We start from the raw sequence: 21,117 nt of genomic DNA, 5'->3' as shown, positions 1-21,117 counted from the left end.
CAAGCGTTTCATCGGGTTGATGGCAAAATGATTACTTTGTCAGTGCGTTCTTCTGCGCAATCAGTACAATCGCCGCATTTGCCCGGCCGAGAATGGACGCAGTACGGCGCGGGTGGTCGCGAGAATCTTCATGCTCATCGGTAATTATTCCTTCACCCTGGTTTTCATTTCTTTGTGTGTGGCGATCCTCGCGTCCTACACCGCGCTCGATCTGACCGGGCGCATCGCCAGCGCCCGTGGGCGCGCAGTGCATTTCTGGACGGCCGGCGGTGCACTGGCGATGGGGGTCGGCGTCTGGTCGATGCACTTCATCGGCATGTTGGCCTTCAAGCTGCCGATCGACTTGGGCTACGACATTGCGATTACCGCGCTGTCGCTGCTGATTGCCGTGCTGTCCTGCGGGTTTGCCCTGTGGCTGGTCAGCCAGCCGAAACTGCCGATTTGGCAATTGGCCTTTGGCGCTTTGGTCATGGGCGCCGGCATCAGTGCAATGCATTACACCGGCATGGCCGCGCTGCGCATGACGCCTGGCATCGATTACGACCCGACCCTGTTCGGCGCCTCATTGCTGATCGCGGTCGGGGCCTCGGCGGCGGCGTTATGGATCGCCTTCCGCCTGCGCCAGCACTCGCCTTATGTGCGTCTGATTCGTGGTGGTGCGGCAGTGATCATGGGCATCGCGATTGTCGGCATGCACTACACCGGCATGGCCGCCGCGCAATTTCCTGACGGCAGTTTCTGCGGTGCAACGCTCGACGGCCTCAAGGGCAACGGCCTCGACAATCTGGTGCTGATCACCACGCTGGCGGTGCTGTCGATCGCCTTGCTCACTTCGATTCTCGATGCGCGCCTTGAAGCGCGTACCGCCGATCTGGCGCATTCGCTGACCCTGGCCAACCGTGAACTGACGCAACTGGCATTGCACGACACTCTGACCGGCCTGCCGAACCGCATGCTGCTGGACGACCGGATCAATCAGGCGATGAAGAAGGTCGAGGAGCAGGGCGGTTGTTTTGCGTTGATGTTTATCGATCTGGACGGTTTCAAACCGGTCAACGATGCCTTCGGCCACCACATGGGTGACCAGTTGCTGCGTGAAGTCGGGGTGCGCCTGCGCGAAGATCTGCGCAGTCAGGATACGCTCGCGCGAATTGGCGGCGACGAGTTCGTGCTGCTGGTGCGTCTGAGCGAACCCGACGATGCTCTGGGGCTGGCCGCGCGTCAGGTCGGGTTGCTCGGTCAGGCGTTCCGCGTGGCCGAGCACGACTTGCAGATTTCTGCCAGCGTCGGCATCGCCCTGTACCCGGGTAACGGCCTGAGCGCCCAGGAACTGCTGATGAATGCCGACGCGGCGATGTATCACGCCAAGGGCAGCGGCAAAAACGGTTACAGCTTCTTCGATGCTTCGATGAACAGCAACGCGCGCAAGCAGCTGCAGCTATTGCAAGATCTGCGCGCCGCGCTGGAACACAGTCAGTTCAGCCTGTATTTCCAGCCCAAATTCGACGCCATCAGTGGTCGTCCGGTCGGTGCCGAAGCGCTGCTGCGCTGGCAGCATCCGACCCAGGGCATGTTGCTGCCCGACAAATTTATCGATCTGGCAGAGAAGACCGGCCTGATCATCGCCATCGGTGAATGGGTGCTCAACGAAGCTTGCCGGCAGATGCGCGAATGGTACGTGCTCGGTTACACCGACTGGCGCATTGCGGTGAACCTCTCGGCCTTGCAGTTCTGCCACGCGGGGCTGGTGCAGAGCGTGGCCAAGGCGCTGGCGACCCACCACCTGCCGGCCAACAGCCTGACCCTGGAAATCACCGAAACCACGGCCATGAGCGACGCGGATGCGAGCATGAAGGTGTTGCAGGAGTTGTCCGACATGGGCGTCGACCTGTCGATCGACGACTTCGGCACCGGTTATTCGAGCCTGATGTACCTCAAGCGTTTGCCGGCCAACGAGCTGAAGATCGACCGCGGTTTTGTCCGCGATCTGGAGCATGACAGCGATGACGCGGCCATCGTCTCGGCGATTGTGGCGCTGGGGCAGGCACTCGGTTTGCGCATTGTTGCCGAGGGCGTGGAGACTGGCGTACAGCAGGACTTCCTCACGCAGTTGGGCTGTGATTCGTTGCAGGGCTATCTGTTGGGCCATCCGATGCCGGCGGACGCGTTCATGCAGAACATTGCCCGTGGAGAGGCTTTGGCGGCAGTCTGACTGCATTCTGTGGCGAGGGAGCTTGCTCCCGCTGGGGCGCGAAGCGGCCTCGTTTTTACTCGGTTTTACTGTGTTGCCCGGAATCACGGCTGCTTCGCAGCCGAGCGGGAGCAAGCTCCCTCGCCACAAAAAACATCTCAGTCCCATGCAGGGTTTTGTCTTTGACAGAGCCCATGCAAAACCGCCCAATGGCGGTTATTCTTCAACCCGACTGTTACGTGTGCATTGGGGGGAAGGGCCAGCATGGATAAAGTCATGGTAATCACCGGTGGCGGGCGCGGAATTGGCGCCGCTACGGCGTTGTTGGCTGCCGGGCAGGGCTATCGGATCTGCATCAACTATCAGTCGGATGAACAGGCCGCGCAAAGCGTGCTGGAGCAAGTGCGGGCGCTGGGGGCGCAAGCCATTGCGGTACGCGCCGATGTCAGCATCGAAGACGAAGTGATCGCGCTGTTTCAGCGGGTCGACACCGAATTGGGGCGGGTCACCGCGCTGGTGAACAACGCCGGCACCGTCGGGCACAAGTCGCGGGTCGATGAAATGTCCGAATTCCGCATTCTCAAAATCATGAAAACCAACGTCCTGGCGCCGATCCTCTGCGCCAAGCACGCGATCCTGCGCATGTCGCCCAAACACGGCGGGCAGGGCGGCAGCATCGTCAACGTTTCCTCGGTCGCCGCGCGCCTGGGTTCGCCCAACGAGTACGTCGACTACGCCGCGTCCAAAGGCGCACTCGACACCTTCACCATCGGTCTGTCCAAGGAAGTGGCGGGTGAGGGGATTCGGGTCAACGCGGTGCGTCCGGGCTATATCTATACCGATTTCCATGCATTGAGCGGCGATCCGGATCGGGTCAGCAAGCTTGAGTCGGCGATTCCGATGGCCCGGGGCGGGCGCCCGGATGAGGTGGCGGAGGCGATTGTCTGGTTGTTGTCGGACAAGGCTTCTTATGCGACCGGGACGTTTGTTGATTTGGGTGGAGGGCGTTAAGTCCAGAGAGTTTCGCTGTCAGGTCGGCCCTCTTCGCGAGCAGGCTCGCTCCCACATTGGTTCTGTGTCCTGCACAAATCCAGGGTGGGAGCGAGCCTGCTCGCGAAGGCAATAGCCCAGACAACACAGGGCTGTCAGAACGACCGCACAATCCGCCCCAGCGTCTCCATCGCCTTCTCCGAATCCTCGGTCCACGGGCTGCCGTAATTCAGGCGAATGCAGTTCCTGAACCGCTGAGTCGGCGAGAAGATCGGCCCCGGCGCGATGCTGATGCCCTGCGCCAACGCCATCTGAAACAACTTCAACGAATCCATCTGCGGTGGCAGTTCCAGCCACAGGAAGTAGCCGCCCGCCGGCTGGCTGACGCGGGTCTGCGCCGGGAAATAGCGGGCAATCGCTGCGAGCATCGCGCTTTGCTGTTCTTCCAGGGCGTAGCGCAGTTTGCGCAGATGGCGGTCGTAGCCGCCGTGTTGCAGGTAGTCGGCGATGGCCGCTTGCGCCGGCATCGAGGCACACAGCGAGGTCATCAGTTTCAGCCGTTCGATTTTCTGTGCGTAGCGCCCGGCAGCGACCCAGCCGATGCGGTAGCCGGGGGCCAGGCTCTTGGCGAACGAGCCGCAGTGCATCACCAGCCCTTCGGTGTCGAACGCCTTGGCCGGTTTCGGCGCTTGCTGACCGTAATAGAGTTCGGCGTAGACATCGTCCTCGATCAGCGGCACCTGATGCAGGCGCAGCAGTTCCACCAGTTCCTGTTTCTTCGCCTCGGGCATGGTCGCGCCCATCGGGTTCTGGAAACTGGTCATGCACCAGCAGGCCTTGATCGGATGGCGCTCCAGGGTCTGGGCGAGCACGCCGAGGTCGATACCGTCGCGCGGGTGCACGGGGATTTCCACGGCTTTGAGTTTCAAGCGCTCCAGCACTTGCAGGCTGGCGTAGAACGCCGGGGCTTCGATGGCCACCAGATCGCCCGGCTCGGTCACCGCTTGCAGGCACAGGTTCAGCGCTTCGAGGGCGCCGTTGGTGATCAGCAGTTCTTCCATCGGCAGCATCAGCCCGCCGACCATGTAGCGCAGAGCGATCTGCCGGCGCAGTTGCGGATTGCCCGGCGACATGTCGGTGACCACCATGCGCGGGTCCATCTCCCGCGCCGCACTGGCCAGCGAACGTGACAGCCGTTGCAACGGGAACAGGGTCGGGCTGGGGAACGCCGAGCCGAAGGGCACGGTGCTCGGATCCTTGATCGATTCCAGCACCGAGAACACCAGTTCGCTGACGTCGACTTCGGTGGAGTCGTTGACGTGGCTGCTGATCACCGGCTCCGAGAACGGACTCGGTGCGTGGGTGTTGACGAAGTAACCGGAGCGCGGCCGTGCGCGGATCAGACCGCGACGTTCCAGCAGGTAATAGGCCTGGAACACCGTGGACGGGCTGACCCCGTAAGTCTGGCTGGCGTAGCGCACCGACGGCACCCGTTGCCCGGGGCCGAGCACGCCGGAGCGGATCAGTTCAGCGATGTCGTCGGCGAATTTTTCGTAGCGTTTCATCTTGGGTCCGGGTTGGGTTCATTCTGGAAGACCGCGGTGCCTTCATTCGCGAGCAGGCTCGCTTCCACACTGGATATCAGTGTCCACAAAACCCTGTGGGAGCGAGCCTGCTCGCGAATGGCCGCGCCGCAGTCTAAGGGATCAGCGATTCATCGGCGCCACAAACCTGCTTTTCGCCACGCTATAAATCTGCGGCTCGTCGCTGTCGGCGATCTTGAAGCTCAAGGTCTGCGAGCTGCTGGCCGGGCGCTCCGTGGTCATCGCTACCGACACTGGCACGTCGACAATCTCCCCCGGCGCCAGGCTCAGTTCGGTCTTGCCCTGCAACTGGAAGCCGTCGCCGTCCACCAGGCTCAGGTTGTAGTCCTGGCGCTGCTGGGTCTTGTTGATGACCTTGAGGGTGTAGATGTTTTCGATCTGGCCCTGACCGTTCTCGCGGAACAGCCCGCGATCCTTGGTCACATCCAGCGAGACCATGGGCCGCTCAACCAAGGCCAGCGCCAGTGCGCCGATCATCACCAGCAGCACCGCGACATAACCAATCAGCCGTGGTCGCAGCAGATGCGTCTTGCCGCCCTGCAATTCGCGTTCGGAACTGTAGCGGATCAGGCCGCGCGGGTAGTTCATTTTGTCCATGATCGAATCGCAGGCGTCGATGCACGCCGCGCAGCCGATGCATTCCATCTGCAGGCCGTCGCGGATGTCGATGCCGGTCGGGCAGACCTGCACGCACAACTGGCAATCGATGCAATCACCCAGGCCGGCTTCGGCGGGTTTCACGTCGCGTTTGCGCGGGCCACGGTTTTCGCCACGGGCGACGTCGTAGGAAATCGCCAAAGTGTCCTTGTCGAACATCACGCTCTGGAACCGCGCATACGGGCACATGTGCATGCATACCGCTTCGCGCAGCCAACCGGCGTTGATGTAAGTGGCGGCGGTGAAGAACAGCACCCAGAACAGACTGACCCCGCCGATCTGCAGGGTGAACAGCTCTTCGGCCAGCGGCCGGATCGGCGTGAAGTAGCCGACAAACGTCAGTCCGGTCATCACGCTGATCGCCAGCCACAGAGTGTGCTTGGCCGCGCGCCGGGCCAGTTTGTTCAGGCCCCAGGGCGCCGCTTGCAGTTTGATCCGCTGGTTGCGTTCGCCTTCGGTGACTTTTTCGCACCACATGAAGATCCACGTCCACGAACTCTGCGGGCAGGTATAGCCACACCAGACCCGGCCAGCGAACACGGTGATGGCGAACAGGCCGAACGCGGCAATGATAAGGAGTGCCGAGAGCAGGATGAAATCCTGTGGCCAGAAGGTCGCGCCGAAGATATGGAATTTGCTTTCGGCCAAGTCCCACAGCACGGCCTGACGACCGCCCCAGTTCAGCCAAACGGTGCCGAAGAACAGCAAAAAGAGAAAGCCCGCGCCGCTGATGCGCAAGGTACGGAACAGGCCGGTGAAACTGCGGGTGTGGATGTGATTGTCGGTGGAGCCGGCCTTCGCCTTCATCGGGCGACCGGGCACATTTTTTATGGTGGGGCTTGCTTCTACGGTTCGGACGGGGATTTGTTCGCTCATGGTCATTCGCTCATCAGCCTCCATCAGGCGGACGAACTATGAGCGCCGATCTGTTTGCATAACAGACTCAGCTATTTGAATAAAAAGCGTATCAGATGGCGTTTGGTACACATCCTGCGACAACTTGAAGCAGCCCGCAGACGCAGGCGCAAACGCCTATCGCAGACGTCTGCGCCGGATGTTGATCCGGGTCAGTCAAATCACCGAATCACTCTCGTCGGCCTTCAGGTGCTTGCGACCGTCTTTCGCGCCAGCGACGGTCAAGGCATCCGCCTCTGCTTCGGTGATGTAAACGCGCCGGCCTTCAATCTCAACGAACGACATGGCTTTTTCGCTATCGGTTTTGACTTCCAGCGTGTCGCAGATACGAATTTCTTCACCATTTTCGACGGTGAAAAAACACACTTTTGCTTCGGGATTGGATTCATCGATTCGAACGGGCATGAGGCTGTCCTTTTTTCATGAGTACCTGAAAGGTTAGGGCGCGTGCTTTGCCGATCGTTCTGCGCAACTGATTAATGGTCGCTGCTGTCCATCCACTAACGACCAATAAGAAAGGACGGAGCGATGAACGCCTGGTGGCATGAAGTGTGGGTGACGCTGCAAGCGGAGTTCGCCGATGTCGGCGATGCCTCGCAACTGACGCGCATCACCGTGCGCCTGTTGATGGCGGCGGTGCTGGGCGGAATTCTCGGTTTCGAACGTGAGCATAAGGGCAAGGCCGCCGGGGTGCGCACGCACATGTTGGTGGCGTTGGGGGCGGCGCTGTTTGTGCTGGTGCCGCAGACCTCAGGGGCTGAATCCGATGCGATGAGCCGGGTGTTGCAGGGAGTGATCGCCGGGATCGGCTTTTTGGGCGCCGGGACGATTCTGAAGAATCAGGAAGGTGACGAAGGGCACGTGAAAGGACTGACCACGGCAGCCGGGTTGTGGATGACGGCGGCGATCGGCGTGGCGGCCGGGTTGGGCAGGGAAGCGACGGCGCTGCTCAGCACTTTGTTGGCGTTGGGGATTTTCAGCGTGATGCCACGGGTGGTCAGGATGTTTGAGAAGGATGGGGAGAAAAACCAGCACCTGTAACCGATCGTTCCCATGATGGTGGGAACGATCGGCTGGGTGCTTAGACGATCACCGGTGGCATCATCGTCGGCGGCTCTTCCTTCGGCGGTGGCGTGGTGCCTGGGGGTTCCTGCTCGGGGATCGGCTGTGGCTCGGTCTCGGGCAGGGTGGGTTTGTCGATGTTCGGATCAGGCGTTTCGGCCGGGATCGGGATGTTCATCTGTAGACCTCCGTGTGGCACATGGCGTGAGAAGTGCTTAAGTGGATTGACCACCGTGTGATGAATTCGATCCGCTTTTCTGTCCAGACAAATCCCTGTGAACTTTTCCCCGCGCCGGTCGCTCGGAACCTAAGTGAGTTCAAGTCGGGGCCGGTGCCTCATTGTGAACACTGTTCCGGCACAAGAGCGTCCTTGGGGCGTTAAGGAGAGATGCTCGATGTCTGCTGAAAAACCTTCAGAGCAGAGCTACAACCCGCACATGCCGCTGTCGCAGGCGTTGCTGCTGCCGCGCATCGTGATCGAAAACACCATGCCGACCCTCGATGGCGGGCAGTTTGCCGTGAAGTCGATTGTCGAGCGTGACGTGATCGTCACCAGCAAGGTCTTCGCCGACGGCCATGACAAGCTGGCGGTGCGCATCCGCTGGCGTGCGGAGGGCGAAGAGAGCTGGCACAGCGAGGTGATGAACGAGCTGGGCAATAACAGTTGGCAGGGGCGGTTTCGTCCCGACCGCCAGGGTCGCTATCTGTACTGCATCGAAGCGTGGATCGACCATTTCGCCAGTTTCCAGTACGAACTGGAGAAAAAGCACAACGCCGCCGTCCCGGTGTCACTCGAACTGCAGGAAGGCCGCAGCATGGTGCAGCAGGCTGCCGAACGCAGCGAAGGTCAGCTCAGCGAGGAACTCGCTGCCTTGCACCACGAATTGTCCGGCCTGCTCGAAACCGAGCAGGTGGCGCTGTTTCTGCACTCGCGCAGTGCGCAATTGATGGCGCAGGCCGATCACCGTGCCTATCTGAGCCTGAGCGCCGAATTCCCGGTGGATGTCGAACGGGAACTGGCCGAGTTCGCCAGTTGGTACGAGCTGTTTCCGCGCTCGATCACCGACGATCCCAAGCGTCACGGCACTTTCAACGATGTGCACTCGCGGCTGCCGATGATTCAGGATATGGGTTTCGACGTGCTGTACTTCACGCCGATTCACCCGATCGGCCGCGCCCACCGCAAGGGCCGCAACAATTCTCTGACCGCAGGTCCCGATGATCCGGGCAGTCCGTACGCGATCGGCAGCGAGGAGGGTGGTCATGAGGCGATTCACTCGCAGCTCGGCACCCGCGAAGACTTCCGCCGGTTGGTGGCCGCTGCCGCTGAGCATGGCCTGGAAATCGCCCTCGATTTCGCCATTCAGTGTTCGCAGGATCACCCGTGGCTCAAGCAGCATCCGGGCTGGTTCAACTGGCGCCCGGACGGCACGATCAAATACGCGGAAAACCCGCCGAAGAAATACCAGGACATCGTCAACGTCGACTTCTATGCGCCGGACGCGATCCCCAGTCTGTGGGTCGAGCTGCGCGACATCGTGGTCGGCTGGGTCAACGAAGGCGTGAAGATCTTTCGCGTCGACAATCCGCACACCAAGCCGCTGCCGTTCTGGCAATGGCTGATTGCCGATGTGCGGGCACTGCACCCCGAAGTGATCTTCCTCGCCGAGGCGTTCACCACGCCGGCGATGATGGCGCGTCTGGGCAAGGTCGGTTACAGCCAGAGCTACACCTATTTCACCTGGCGTAACACCAAGTCGGAGCTGGCGACCTATTTCACCGAACTCAACGAGTCGCCGTGGCGTGAATGCTACCGGCCGAACTTCTTCGTCAACACGCCGGACATCAACCCCGCGTTCCTGCATGAGTCGGGGCGGCCGGGGTTTCTGATCCGCGCGGCGCTGGCGACCATGGGGTCGGGCCTGTGGGGCATGTATTCCGGTTATGAACTGTGCGAATCGGCGCCGGTGCCGGGCAAGGAGGAATACCTTGATTCGGAGAAGTACGAGATCCGCGTCCGCGACTTCAATGCGCCGGGCAACATCATTGCCGAAATCGCCCAGCTCAACCGCATCCGCCGGCAGAACCCGGCGCTGCACACGCATCTGGGGTTGAAAATCTACAACGCGTGGAACGACAACATTCTGTACTTCGGCAAGCGCAGCTTTGACGGCAGCAATTTCATTCTGGTGGCGGTGAGCCTCGATCCGCACAACGTGCAGGAAGCCAATTTCGAACTGCCGCTGTGGGAGATGGGCCTGCCCGACGACGCGACCACCCACGGTGAGGACTTGATGAACGGGCATCGCTGGGACTGGCATGGCAAGTATCAGTTCATGCGCATTGACCCGGCGTACCAGCCGTTCGGGATCTGGCGGATTACTGCCGCGTAAGACCTTGCTCAAAAACTTGTGGTGAGGGGATTTATCCCCGACTGGCTGCGCAGCAGCCACAAAGAACAACTGGGTAAAACTGAATAAAAGCAGGGCCGCTTCGCAGCCCGTCGGGGATGAATCCCCTCACCACAGAGCCCCTCATCACAGGGCATCCGTGTGGTCTGACAGAATTGAACAGGAGTTTCACATGGCGAAGAAACCCAAGGCAGCCACCTTTATCAAAGACCCGCTCTGGTACAAGGATGCGGTGATCTATCAAGTTCACGTAAAATCATTTTTCGACTCCAATAACGACGGGATCGGCGACTTTCCCGGCCTGATCGCCAAACTCGATTACATCGCCGAACTCGGCGTCAACACCATCTGGCTGCTGCCGTTCTACCCGTCGCCACGTCGCGATGACGGCTATGACATCGCCGAATACCGCGGCGTACACAGCGACTACGGGACCATGGCCGACGCCAAGCGCTTTATCGCCGAGGCGCACAAGCGGGGTTTGCGGGTGATCACCGAACTGGTCATCAACCACACCTCCGATCAGCACCCGTGGTTCCAGCGGGCGCGCAAGGCTAAGCCCGGTTCGGCGGCGCGGGACTTCTATGTGTGGTCGGATGACGATCAGAAGTACGACGGCACCCGGATCATCTTCCTCGACACCGAGAAGTCCAACTGGACCTGGGACCCGGTCGCCGGACAGTACTTCTGGCACCGTTTCTATTCGCACCAGCCCGACCTGAATTTCGACAACCCGCAAGTGATGAAAGCGGTGCTGTCGGTGATGCGTTACTGGCTGGACATGGGCATCGACGGCCTGCGTCTTGACGCCATTCCGTATCTGATCGAGCGCGACGGCACCAACAACGAAAACCTGCCCGAGACCCACGATGTCCTCAAGCAGATCCGTGCCGAGATCGATGCCAATTACCCGGACCGCATGCTGCTGGCCGAGGCCAACCAATGGCCGGAAGACACCCAGCTGTACTTCGGTGACACCGATGCCGAGGGCGTCAACGGCGACGAATGCCACATGGCCTTCCACTTCCCGCTGATGCCGCGCATGTACATGGCGCTGGCCCAGGAAGATCGCTTCCCGATCACCGACATTCTGCGTCAGACCCCCGAGATTCCGGCCAACTGCCAGTGGGCAATTTTCCTGCGTAACCACGATGAGTTGACGCTGGAGATGGTCACCGACAAGGAGCGCGACTACCTGTGGAACTACTACGCCGCTGACCGTCGCGCGCGGATCAACCTTGGCATTCGTCGGCGTCTGGCGCCGTTGATGGAGCGTGACCGCCGCCGCGTCGAGCTGCTCAACAGCCTGCTGCTGTCGATGCCCGGCACGCCGACTTTGTATTACGGCGACGAAATCGGCATGGGCGACAACATCTACCTCGGCGACCGCGACGGCGTGCGTACGCCGATGCAATGGTCGATTGACCGTAACGGCGGTTTCTCCCGCGCCGATCCGGCCAGTCTGGTGCTGCCGCCGATCATGGACCCGCAATACGGTTATCTGTCGGTCAACGTCGAAACCCAGGCCGGCGATCCGCATTCGCTGCTGAACTGGACGCGGCGCATGCTCGCCGTGCGCAAGCAGTCCAAGGCGTTCGGTCGCGGCACGCTGAAGATGCTCTCGCCGAGCAACCGGCGGATTCTGGCCTACACCCGGGAATTCACCGACGCCGACGGCAAGCACGAAATCATTCTTTGCGTGGCCAACGTCTCGCGCAGCGCGCAGGCAGCAGAACTCGATCTGTCGGCCTACGTCGGCATGGTCCCGGTGGAGATGCTCGGCGGTAACGCGTTTCCGCCGATCGGCCAGTTGAATTTCCTCCTGACCCTGGCGCCGTACGGTTTCTACTGGTTCGCCCTGGCTGCGGAAAACCAGATGCCGAGCTGGCACGTGGAACCGGCGCAGAGCCTGCCGGACTTCACCACGCTGGTGCTGAAAAAACGCATGGAAGAACTGCTCGAAACGCCGACCCGCAACACCCTGGAGCAGAGCATCCTGCCGAGCTGGCTGCAGAACCGCCGCTGGTTCGCCGGCAAGGACGCGGCCATCGAGCAGGTCAATCTGGCCTATGGCGTGCGCTTCGGCGATGCGCAGCATCCGGTGCTGCTCAGCGAAATAGAAGTCACCAGCGCCGGGCAGACCAGCCGCTATCAACTGCCGTTCGGCTTCATCGCCGAAGATCAGGTCGGGCCGGCGTTGCCGCAGCAACTGGCATTGTCGCGTGTTCGTCGCGGGCGTCAGGTCGGTCTGATCACTGACGCGTTCAGCCTCGAAACGTTTGTCCACGCGGTGCTGCAAGGCATGCAGAGCAACACCGTGCTCAACTCCGAACAGGGCGAGATTCGTTTCGCGCCGACCGCGCAGCTGGAAAAACTCGGCCTCGGTGCCGAATCCGAGGTGCGTTATCTGTCGGCCGAGCAATCGAACAGTTCGGTGGTAATCGGCAACAGTCTGGTGCTGAAGCTGATCCGCAAGGTCGCTTCGGGTGTTCACCCGGAACTGGAAATGAGCGCGTACCTGACCGAGGCCGGTTTCGCCCACATCTCGCCGCTGCTCGGCTCGGTGATTCGCCGCGATGGCGCGGGCGAAGACAACCTGCTGATGATCGCCCAAGGCTATCTGAGCAATCAGGGCGATGCCTGGGAATGGACGCAGAACAACCTCGAACGGGCGTTGCGTGATGAGCTGGCGGACGCGATGTCCGAGCAGGAACAGCATTACAACGCCCTCGGCGAACTGAAGGACTTTGCCGGCATGCTCGGCCAGCGTCTGGGTGAAATGCACCAAGTGCTGGCGGCGCCAAGCAACAACCCCGACTTCGCCCCGCAAACCACCAGCGCCAAGGAGGCGCAAGCCACTGGCAAGGACGTCGCGGCGCAGGTCGAGCATGCGTTGAAGCTGCTCAAGCAACATCAGAGTCATCTGAGCGCGGCGGATCAGAAAATGGTCGCGCGGCTGCTGGACAACAAAAAAGTCATCCTCGGCCATGTGCAGGAACTTGCGCAGAAAGCTGTGGGCGGCTTGCGGATCCGCGTGCATGGCGACCTGCACCTGGGTCAGGTGCTGGTGATCAAGGGCGATGCCTATCTGATCGATTTCGAGGGTGAACCGGCGCGGCCGCTGCACGAACGGCGTGGCAAACACAGTCCGTACAAGGACGTCAGCGGCGTGCTGCGTTCCTTCGATTACGCGGCGGCGATGACGATCAACGTGCACAACGTCGATCACAGTCCAGAGTCGGAAGCGGCCCGCCATCGCGTTGCCGAGCGCTATCTGCGTGAGGCGCGCGAGGCATTTGTTCAGGCATATCGCCAAGCGGCAGCTAGTCTTGATCATGCCTGGCAGGATCCTGCAGGTGCCGACGCTGCGCTTGCGCTGTTCGGCCTGGAGAAGGCGGCCTATGAAGTGGCCTATGAAGCCGAAAATCGCCCCACGTGGCTGCCCGTGCCGTTGCACGGCTTGTATGGGTTATTGACGGGGCTTAAACCCTTTTCCGATCTTGGTGGAGAGTAGTCATGAGTGTCTCGAACAAGGAACAGGGTCACGCTAAAGAAGCGTTACTGCCGGCGGCGCGGGACATCGACGCCCTGGTGCGCGCTGAACACCACGACCCGTTTTCCATTCTCGGCCCGCATGGCGATGGTGCCGGTGGGCAATTTATCCGCGCTTATCTGCCCGGTGCATTGAAAGTCGAAGTGCTGGACAAGGACAGCGGTGAAGAGCGTGGCGAACTGCAAGCCACCGAAACACCGGGATTGTTTGTTGGTCACTTCAATCAGGCGCGGCCGTATCTGCTGCGCACGCGTTGGGCCGGCGGCGAACAGGTGGCGGAAGATCCGTACAGCTTCGGCCAGTTGCTCGGCGAAATGGATTTGTATCTGTTCGCTGAAGGCAATCACCGTGATCTGAGCAGCTGCCTCGGCGCGCAACTGACCACCGTCGATGGCGTCGACGGTGTGCGCTTTGCCGTGTGGGCGCCGAATGCTCGCCGAGTGTCGGTGGTCGGTGATTTCAACGTGTGGGATGGTCGCCGCCATCCGATGCGCCTGCGCCATCCATCCGGGGTCTGGGAGTTGTTTATTCCGCGCCTGCAAGCAGGGGAGTTGTATAAGTACGAAATCCTCGGCGCCCACGGCATCCTGCCGCTGAAGGCTGACCCGATGGCCTTGGCCACCAGCCTGCCGCCGGACACCGCGTCGAAAGTCGCCGCGCCGCTGCAGATCAACTGGCAGGATCAGGACTGGATGAACGGCCGCCGCGAGCGGCAGAAGCATTCAGCGCCGCTGTCAATCTACGAATTGCATGCCGGCTCGTGGCAGTGCGAACTGGACGATCTAGGCGAAGTCGCCCGCCAGTACACCTGGCCGGAACTGGCCGAGCGCTTGATTCCTTACGTCAAGGAGCTGGGTTTCACCCACATCGAACTGATGCCGATCATGGAGCACCCGTTTGGTGGTTCGTGGGGTTATCAGTTGCTCTCGCAATTCGCCCCGAGTGCCCGATACGGCACGCCAGAGCAGTTCGGTGAGTTCGTCGACGCCTGTCACCGCGCCGATATCGGCGTGATCCTCGACTGGGTGCCAGCGCATTTCCCTACCGATACCCATGGCCTGGCGCAGTTCGACGGCACCGCGCTGTACGAATACGGCAACCCGCTGGAAGGCTTTCATCAGGACTGGGACACGCTGATTTACAACCTGGGGCGCACCGAAGTTCACGGCTACATGCTGGCGTCGGCGTTGCACTGGTTGAAGCATTTCCACATCGACGGTTTGCGCGTTGATGCGGTGGCCTCGATGCTTTATCGCGACTATTCGCGCAAGGCCGGCGAATGGGTGCCGAACCGCCATGGCGGGCGCGAGAATCTGGAGGCGATCGATTTCCTCCGCCACTTGAATGACGTGGTCGAACTGGAAGCGCCGGGCGCGCTGGTGATCGCCGAGGAGTCCACCGCATGGCCGGGCGTCAGTCAGAGCACCCAGCAGGGTGGTCTCGGTTTCGCCTACAAATGGAACATGGGCTGGATGCACGACTCGCTGCACTACATCCAGCAGGACCCGGTGTACCGCGCGCACCATCACAACGAATTGAGTTTCGGCCTGGTTTACGCCTGGTCCGAGCGCTTCATCCTGCCGATTTCCCACGACGAAGTGGTGCACGGCAAGCACTCGCTGATCGACAAGATGCCCGGCGATCGTTGGCAGAAATTTGCCAACCTGCGCGCCTATCTGAGTTTCATGTGGACCCATCCGGGCAAGAAGCTGCTGTTCATGGGTTGCGAGTTCGGCCAGTGGCGCGAGTGGAATCACGATCAGCAACTGGACTGGTACCTGCTGCAATACTCGGAACACAAAGGCGTGCAGAAACTGGTCGGCGACCTCAATCGCTTGTACCGCGAAGAACCGGCGCTGCACGATCAGGACGATGCGCCGCAGGGTTTCCAGTGGTTGATCGGCGATGATGCGATCAACAGCGTGTACGCGTGGCTGCGCTGGAGCAAGGACGGAAAACCGGTGCTGGTGGTGGCCAACTTTACTCCGGTGCCGCGTCAGTCGTACCGGGTCGGGGTGCCGTTCGCCGGGCGCTGGAACGAACTGCTCAACAGCGATGCCGACACCTACGCCGGGTCCAATTATGGCAATGGCGGCGGGGCGTTTACCGAAGAGGTGCCGAGCCATGGCCAGTCGTTGTCGCTGGAGCTGAATCTGCCGCCGCTGGCGGTGTTGATTCTCAAGCCGGAGGGTTGATCCGGCACCGTGGTGCTGCAATTCGCGAGCAGGCTCGCTCCCACATTGAATGCATTCTCCTGTGGGAGCGAGCCTGCTCGCGATGGCGTCTTCACCACCGCATCCGCACCCCCAGACTTCCAATCAACCCGTTCAGATCGTTGTCATCCACGTCACTGCTGTAATCGGCGCTGACATACAGGCTGACCGCCGGCGTCACTCGCGCCACCAACCCCAATCCCAACTCGACCGTTGATGACTTGCGGCTGCTGCTGATCTTGTCGACCTGATCGAGAGTCACCGTGTTGCCGGTATACACCGTGTGCCAGAGGTTGGTACGCACATAGGGTTCCACTGGCAGGCCGTTCACATCGTAACTGCCTTTGAGGCGGGCGCCGACGCGGCCGCTCCACGCCGACAGATCCGTTGAAGACGCATTGCCGGAGCCCGCGTACGGCGTGTCGAGGGTGATGCGCTGGTTGATCAGTTGCGCCTGGGGTTCAACCACCCAGTTCCCGCCCAGGCCGATCGGATATCCACCTTCGACCGAGAAGGTCATTGCACTGCCTTCGGTGGCCTGGCGCGCGCCTTGTTCGTTACGACTGAAACCGCTGACCCGGCCACCGCTGGCCGACAGGTCGACATGCCAGCCCTGCGCGCCAGTCAGACGGTAATAAGCACCGAGGCTCTGGCCTTGCAGATTCAGGGTGTCGGTGGTCGGATCGGCGAGGGCGCGGCTGCTGATCAGGCCGGCGCTGTTGGCCTGGATCTGGTTGTATCCGCCAATCAGGCCGAGCGTCTGGGTGTGACCGCCGGCGCTTTGCACGGTGAGCACGGGCGGGCCTTTGAAGTCGCCGTTGCCGGGGGTGGCAAAACCTAGCGAAAGTACGTCGGTTTGCGCTTGCCGGGCGCTTTGTCCGTACAACCGGTCCCAGGCTGCTGGCGCCAGATCTTCGGTGATCAGGTCGGTGCCGCGCAAATCGGGACGTGGACTCAGGCGTTGTGGCTCGGGGGTGACAACGGTCGCCGGCAGGGTCAGAACGGGCATGTCCTGGCGATACCAGGGAGTGGTTTCATCCGCCGCAGGTCCGGCCTGCGCCTCCATGGATGAGCACAGCAGAATCGAACTCGACACTGTGCAAAACGTCACTTTGATCTCTTGTGGGGTGAATGAGCTTTTCATGGAGGTCTACCTTGCAAGCGCATGCGGGATCTCTTTTCTGGCGTCTCTCCTACCCCGAACGAGGGGCGACCGAATGGAGCGGGGCGAACCGCGGCGCTCGATTTCGCGAGTGCCGGAAGGGTCGCCCCGGTGAGTGATTCCGGGGGTAGTAAGGTAGAGATAAGAAGAGTGATGCCCATGCGTCAAGAAACTGCACGATGAGCGGTACAGATAAATCAGGCGCTGCAAGCGTTTGTTTTTCTGCACATATCCAAGTCATTGTCTGTGCTTACAAATGCACTTCCACCGCCAGCGGCAAATGATCCGACAAGTGCGTCCACGGCTTGTTACCGAGGATCTGCGGGTCGTGGCTGCTGGCATTGCGCAGGTAGATGCGGTCCAGGCGCAGCAGTGGAAAACGCGCAGGGTAGGTCTTGGCCGGGCGGCCGTGGTGGCGTTCGAAGGCTTCGTGCAGGTAATCGCGGCGGGCGAGGGCGGCATTGCCCTGCAGCTGCCAGTCATTGAAGTCGCCGGCAATGATAACCGGTGCATCGTCGGGCAATGATTCGAGCAACTGGCAAAGCAGCTGCAACTGCAATTGGCGGTGGCTTTCCAGCAGGCTCAGGTGCACGCAGATTGCATGCACTTCGGCGTGGCCCGGCACGTCCAGCACGCAGTGCAGCAGGCCTCTGCGCTCGGGGCCGGTGATCGACACGTCGAGGTTGCGGTATTCGCGGATCGGGTATTTCGACAGCAGCGCATTGCCGTGATGACCATCGGGGTACACCGCGTTGCGCCCGTAGGCGAAATCGCTCCACATGCTGTCGGCGAGAAATTCGTATTGCGAGGTTTGCGGCCATTCCTGGTAGCGATTGGAGTGGCGCTCGTGTTCGCCCACCACCTCCTGCAGAAACACCAGATCAGCCGAGGTGCTGCGCACCGCTTCGCGCAGTTCCGGCAGGATGAAGCGCCGGTTGAGGGCGGTAAAACCCTTGTGAGTGTTGACCGTCAACACGCGCAGGCGATGGATGACGGGTGCGTCGACGGCGTGACGCTTGGGATCGCTGGACACGTTCACTCCTCTGAAAAAACGGCTTCCTGTTCATGCGACTGGTCTGTGAGCGGGCAGTTCCTTCCAGATGCCTCAGGCCGTAATACAAATCACCAGAGCCACCAGTAAACCTGTGGGAGCGAGCTTGCTCGCGAAAGCGGCCTCCCGATCGACCAATCTCCGACTGAATGCACTCGGTCAAATTGTGGGAGCTGGCTTGCCAGCGATGACGGCTCACAAGCCGACCAACCTCCCACTGAATGCAAGCATTCCAACTGTGGGAGCGGCGGTGCGACGATTCGACTTGCTCGCGAAAGCGGCCTATCAGACAAAATCAAAACAACAGAGCAAACCCCGCAAATAAACATAACCCCGCAACCATGTTTAAAGTACACGAACCGTTACGCCATAACGGCTACAACGCCTTGCGCCGTTACCTACGCGTACGCCAGAATCCGCCGGCTTACACGGCTATGCGTTGGGCTTATCGTTTCCCTGTCACTGGAAAGCAGTGATCGGGTTTGGTAGCCCATTTCGGTACGGTCGTATGGCGTCACCTTATGCAGCCTCTTTTTTGCGGCTCAGTTTTATATGGTGGACATGCGTGGGGCTCATTCGTGAGCGCCGGGTTCCGTATCGACCGGTCTACCAACCCGCGCATGGCCGCCACCCATCGTTTGGTAGCGAGGGTGATGGCTCCTATTTCTCGATACGGAGTTTCATCCATGTTCAAAGCCACACCCAACCCCCCGGACACCTCAATCCCGTACGACCCGGCCCTCGACCCGCAGAAGATAAAAGCGGCAACCGACCGCGCCATCAACTTCTACCTCAACCCCGGCGCACTGAAGATCTCGATCCCTTCAGCCTCGTCATGCAAGGCGAACAGAATCTTCCTCATCGACCCCACCGTGGACGAAGAAACCTTGCTCATCGAAGCCTGCGAATCTCTGGCAGCTGCCAGCGACATGGCCCGCGACATCGGCGACTCCGTCGACAACCCACAGCGCCGGGCGATGCTGATGCTGCATCAGGTAATCATGCTCAGTGAACTGATGGTCAACCGGGTACTGGACGGCCGCCGCGTGCCGAACTAATTGCCCGGTCCCCCTGTAGGAGCTGCCGCAGGCTGCGATCTTTGATCTTGATCTTTAAAAGCAACATCAAAAGATCGCAGCCTTCGGCAGCTCCTACAGGAAGTCATTCTTCCAAAGTGCCTCGATCGGAGTTCCATCTGATGCCCGAAACCCCACCCAATCCGCCAGTCACAGACCCGCTATCACCCTACGAATCCCTCAACTCAAGAAAACTCCACGAAGCCGCCGAACGCGCCCTCGACCACTATCTCGCGCCCGCGCACATCATGGCAACGCCGTACACCCCCAGCAGCATGTTCATGGTCAACCCGCAAACCGACACCGAATCCCTGCTGGCCAACGCCTGCGAATCCCTGGCCTCAGCCACGGTCATGCTCGGTGAACTCGCCGGCACGCTGGAGGGGCCGAGTCGTAATACGGCGCTGGGCATTGCGCAGGTGGTGATGCTGGGGGAGTTGGCGGTGAATCAGGCGCTGGATAATGTTGTGCCCAAGGAATAGGCGTTGACAGTTCTGGCCTCTTCGCGAGCAAGCCCGCTCCCACAGTGGATCTGCGTTGATCACTGGTTAAGTGCCCGGCAAAGATCCCTTGTAGGCGTGAGTCTATTAAATAAATTCGTCCCCTTATCACGCCTTATTCCAGATTGTTTTTCGCAGCCCAAGAATTGGCCTGCATATATTTTGAGTAATGGAGGTGAGTATTCGGATACAGCTGTGCTCGGGTTAATTGCTCGGGGTAACACTTTCGTGGGAAAGCATTACCCCGGCCAACAACCTCCTGTGTTCACTTCAGTTCATCGAAAACACACCAGCTTTAGGAGCAACTGCTAAGCACCTCCCCATCAAGGAGAGGCGCTTAGCGTGGATTACCGTTTTTTGAATCAGCGATGCTCTTGGAAAAGTGATCTCCTCTGAACTTATGTTCCGGGGGAGCACCTTTTGTTCATCTGCGCCCCTTCCACCGGTGTATTCCAGGCAACAGAAACTTTTTAGTTTTTGAAGGCGATCGTGTTTAACCTGAAATAATTAAGTTGATTAAGTTCACCCGTCGCCGTGAGTACGAATTGGATAGTATCGAACGCCTGACCGTTGTCCGGGGCGACGGTTCTTTCAAAAATTTGATGGTCGTGGTCGGTGCTGCCCTCGTAGAACGTCATTGAGGACACCACACTATTTTTTTGTATGAACTCTAGCTTGATTTTTAATTGCCGCGCAGCCAAGTGGCAATTGATTGTCATACTCTTGGCATCATTTTGATGCAGTGCTATTGAGTACGCAAATGTGTCTAAAACACTTATGCGCCTTAGATAACTCCACAGACCCGTGGAATAGTCAAACACCGAGCTGCGACAGCTACCATATCCCTCAGTGTTTACAATAACCGTCGTTTTGGTTTTCGTCCCCTGCATGAAGCTCCCTGGATCTATGATCGTGTTCTCGGCATTCGGTCGTGGATATGTCTGAAAGTCTTCGACGAGGAAAACAGGAGCGACCACGTTCACTATCCACTCTCCCGACTCCGTCCCGCTGCCATACAACGCCTTGGCTTTGAACACATGCTTCGTACGTGTCAGCCCGGTCAGCTCTACCGTCCATATACCTTTCTCATCGGCTCTGGCCTTTTTGCCAGTGGAGGTGGCTCCGTCGTAAATCTCCACCTCAAGAAAGGTGTTCGCCGTCCCCGTCAGGCGGATACGGGTGTCAGGAGTACTTCCACCATTGCTGATTGGCTGCCCGTTGGAATCCTGCGCGGCGGTGATGGCCGGCCTCACGCCATTCAACGCCGTCAAACGCCAAAGGTTCGATGTCGGATTGTTCGCGTATTGGCCAACGGCCTTCAAGGTGTGCAGTACGTCCAGCGATAACCCGCTCACGGTACGGGTCCAGGTTCTGTCGGGGCCAGCTTCCGCGATGCCTTTGGAGATTGCACCGAGGAAAACTTCCACCTTCTGGCCATCAGGCGCGGAGCCAGTGAGCGTGACGCTGGTGTGCACGGTATGACCGTTATCGGGAATGTTCCAGTTGCTCTGATCTTTTACTGAGGTGATGGTCAGTGCGGTATTGGCCGTCACCGTCAACGTCCACGCCGCGGACACCTGCCCACTGCCATACAGCGCGATGGCGGTGAAGCTGTGAGCGGCCACGCTCAAGCCTGTCAGGGTCAGTTCCCACAGGCCGGTCGTCAGGTTAACCGTGGCTTCACCTTTGACGGTGGTGCCATCCTTGATCTGGACTTTCTGACCTTTGGCCC

Annotated in this window: 14 protein-coding genes and 1 pseudogene; 8 read left to right on the top strand and 7 right to left on the bottom strand. The window is 60.2% G+C overall.

All coding sequences use genetic code 11. The features are described from left to right. Positions 1-130 precede the first annotated feature (130 nt). Positions 131-2,212, top strand: coding sequence for a putative bifunctional diguanylate cyclase/phosphodiesterase (locus tag QRN61_RS23295; RefSeq protein ID WP_027613727.1), 2,082 nt, complete (start codon positions 131-133; stop codon positions 2,210-2,212). Between the two features lie 243 nt (positions 2,213-2,455). Beyond that, on the top strand, positions 2,456-3,202 hold the full coding sequence (locus tag QRN61_RS23290; RefSeq protein ID WP_007968514.1) for an SDR family oxidoreductase: 747 nt from the start codon (positions 2,456-2,458) through the stop codon (positions 3,200-3,202). 134 nt (positions 3,203-3,336) lie between these two features. Here the strand turns inward: QRN61_RS23290 and mapR are convergent, their stop codons facing one another. The 3 genes from mapR to QRN61_RS23275 form a co-directional block, all read right to left on the bottom strand. Beyond that, on the bottom strand, positions 3,337-4,746 hold the full coding sequence (mapR, locus tag QRN61_RS23285) for a GntR family transcriptional regulator MpaR (RefSeq protein WP_100848031.1): 1,410 nt from the start codon (positions 4,744-4,746) through the stop codon (positions 3,337-3,339). 141 nt (positions 4,747-4,887) lie between these two features. Beyond that, positions 4,888-6,318 (bottom strand): cytochrome c oxidase accessory protein CcoG, encoded by a 1,431-nt coding sequence (ccoG, locus tag QRN61_RS23280; protein ID WP_150368080.1) that lies wholly within the window; start codon positions 6,316-6,318, stop codon positions 4,888-4,890. A gap of 195 nt (positions 6,319-6,513) precedes the next feature. Continuing rightward, positions 6,514-6,762 (bottom strand): DUF3203 family protein, encoded by a 249-nt coding sequence (locus QRN61_RS23275; protein ID WP_027613724.1) that lies wholly within the window; start codon positions 6,760-6,762, stop codon positions 6,514-6,516. A 123-nt stretch (positions 6,763-6,885) separates the two neighbouring features. Here QRN61_RS23275 and QRN61_RS23270 point away from each other — a divergent pair, with 123 nt between their 5' ends. Next, complete coding sequence (locus QRN61_RS23270; RefSeq protein ID WP_027613723.1) at positions 6,886-7,398, top strand: MgtC/SapB family protein; 513 nt, start codon at positions 6,886-6,888, stop codon at positions 7,396-7,398. Between the two features lie 40 nt (positions 7,399-7,438). Here the strand turns inward: QRN61_RS23270 and QRN61_RS23265 are convergent, their stop codons facing one another. Continuing rightward, positions 7,439-7,597, bottom strand: a complete 159-nt coding sequence (locus QRN61_RS23265) for a hypothetical protein (RefSeq protein ID WP_190953399.1) — start codon at positions 7,595-7,597, stop codon at positions 7,439-7,441. Between the two features lie 217 nt (positions 7,598-7,814). Between QRN61_RS23265 and QRN61_RS23260 the strand changes: the two genes are divergently transcribed. From QRN61_RS23260 to glgB, 3 genes are all read left to right on the top strand, one after another. Continuing rightward, complete coding sequence (locus tag QRN61_RS23260) at positions 7,815-9,812, top strand: alpha-1,4-glucan--maltose-1-phosphate maltosyltransferase (protein WP_150368079.1); 1,998 nt, start codon at positions 7,815-7,817, stop codon at positions 9,810-9,812. Between the two features lie 190 nt (positions 9,813-10,002). Next, complete coding sequence (gene treS, locus QRN61_RS23255; protein ID WP_150368078.1) at positions 10,003-13,344, top strand: maltose alpha-D-glucosyltransferase; 3,342 nt, start codon at positions 10,003-10,005, stop codon at positions 13,342-13,344. Between the two features lie 2 nt (positions 13,345-13,346). Beyond that, on the top strand, positions 13,347-15,578 hold the full coding sequence (gene glgB, locus QRN61_RS23250; protein ID WP_150368077.1) for a 1,4-alpha-glucan branching protein GlgB: 2,232 nt from the start codon (positions 13,347-13,349) through the stop codon (positions 15,576-15,578). A 91-nt stretch (positions 15,579-15,669) separates the two neighbouring features. Here glgB and QRN61_RS23245 read toward each other — a convergent pair whose 3' ends face one another. Both QRN61_RS23245 and QRN61_RS23240 read right to left on the bottom strand, forming a co-directional pair. Continuing rightward, positions 15,670-16,740, bottom strand: a complete 1,071-nt coding sequence (locus QRN61_RS23245; RefSeq protein WP_150368076.1) for an autotransporter domain-containing protein — start codon at positions 16,738-16,740, stop codon at positions 15,670-15,672. 268 nt (positions 16,741-17,008) lie between these two features. After that, the gene (locus QRN61_RS23240) at positions 17,009-17,791 is read right to left on the bottom strand and encodes an endonuclease/exonuclease/phosphatase family protein (RefSeq protein ID WP_027613718.1); all 783 of its coding nucleotides are present in this window, start codon (positions 17,789-17,791) and stop codon (positions 17,009-17,011) included. A 704-nt stretch (positions 17,792-18,495) separates the two neighbouring features. On the opposite strand from QRN61_RS23240, the gene QRN61_RS23235 reads away from it, so the two are divergent. Further along, complete coding sequence (locus tag QRN61_RS23235; protein WP_150368075.1) at positions 18,496-18,867, top strand: DUF6124 family protein; 372 nt, start codon at positions 18,496-18,498, stop codon at positions 18,865-18,867. Positions 18,868-19,007: 140 nt separating this feature from the next. Then, positions 19,008-19,367: a DUF6124 family protein gene (locus QRN61_RS23230; RefSeq protein WP_150368074.1), complete on the top strand. Its 360-nt coding sequence runs from the start codon at positions 19,008-19,010 to the stop codon at positions 19,365-19,367. A 488-nt stretch (positions 19,368-19,855) separates the two neighbouring features. Here the strand turns inward: QRN61_RS23230 and QRN61_RS23225 are convergent. Beyond that, a pseudogene (locus QRN61_RS23225) lies at positions 19,856-21,117 on the bottom strand (hypothetical protein); the annotation flags it as partial.

This window comes from Pseudomonas sp. lyk4-TYG-107, from assembly GCF_030209055.1.
Lineage (GTDB): Bacteria > Pseudomonadota > Gammaproteobacteria > Pseudomonadales > Pseudomonadaceae > Aquipseudomonas > Aquipseudomonas putida_A.
The sequence above is the reverse complement of the archived record's forward strand: the minus strand, read 5'-3'. Positions and strand labels throughout refer to the sequence as shown.

Excerpts from the sequence above, each read along its gene's own strand:
- QRN61_RS23270 (WP_027613723.1), top strand. The coding sequence starts at position 6,886 with ATGAACGCCTGGTGGCATGAAGTGTGGGTGACGCTGCAAGCGGAGTTC.
- QRN61_RS23245 (WP_150368076.1), bottom strand. The coding sequence starts at position 16,740 with ATGAAAAGCTCATTCACCCCACAAGAGATCAAAGTGACGTTTTGCACA.
- QRN61_RS23290 (WP_007968514.1), top strand. The coding sequence starts at position 2,456 with ATGGATAAAGTCATGGTAATCACCGGTGGCGGGCGCGGAATTGGCGCC.
- QRN61_RS23235 (WP_150368075.1), top strand. The coding sequence starts at position 18,496 with ATGTTCAAAGCCACACCCAACCCCCCGGACACCTCAATCCCGTACGAC.
- QRN61_RS23275 (WP_027613724.1), bottom strand. The coding sequence starts at position 6,762 with ATGCCCGTTCGAATCGATGAATCCAATCCCGAAGCAAAAGTGTGTTTT.
- ccoG (WP_150368080.1), bottom strand. The coding sequence starts at position 6,318 with ATGAGCGAACAAATCCCCGTCCGAACCGTAGAAGCAAGCCCCACCATA.
- treS (WP_150368078.1), top strand. The coding sequence starts at position 10,003 with ATGGCGAAGAAACCCAAGGCAGCCACCTTTATCAAAGACCCGCTCTGG.
- QRN61_RS23295 (WP_027613727.1), top strand. The coding sequence starts at position 131 with ATGCTCATCGGTAATTATTCCTTCACCCTGGTTTTCATTTCTTTGTGT.
- QRN61_RS23260 (WP_150368079.1), top strand. The coding sequence starts at position 7,815 with ATGTCTGCTGAAAAACCTTCAGAGCAGAGCTACAACCCGCACATGCCG.
- mapR (WP_100848031.1), bottom strand. The coding sequence starts at position 4,746 with ATGAAACGCTACGAAAAATTCGCCGACGACATCGCTGAACTGATCCGC.
- QRN61_RS23230 (WP_150368074.1), top strand. The coding sequence starts at position 19,008 with ATGCCCGAAACCCCACCCAATCCGCCAGTCACAGACCCGCTATCACCC.
- glgB (WP_150368077.1), top strand. The coding sequence starts at position 13,347 with ATGAGTGTCTCGAACAAGGAACAGGGTCACGCTAAAGAAGCGTTACTG.
- QRN61_RS23265 (WP_190953399.1), bottom strand. The coding sequence starts at position 7,597 with ATGAACATCCCGATCCCGGCCGAAACGCCTGATCCGAACATCGACAAA.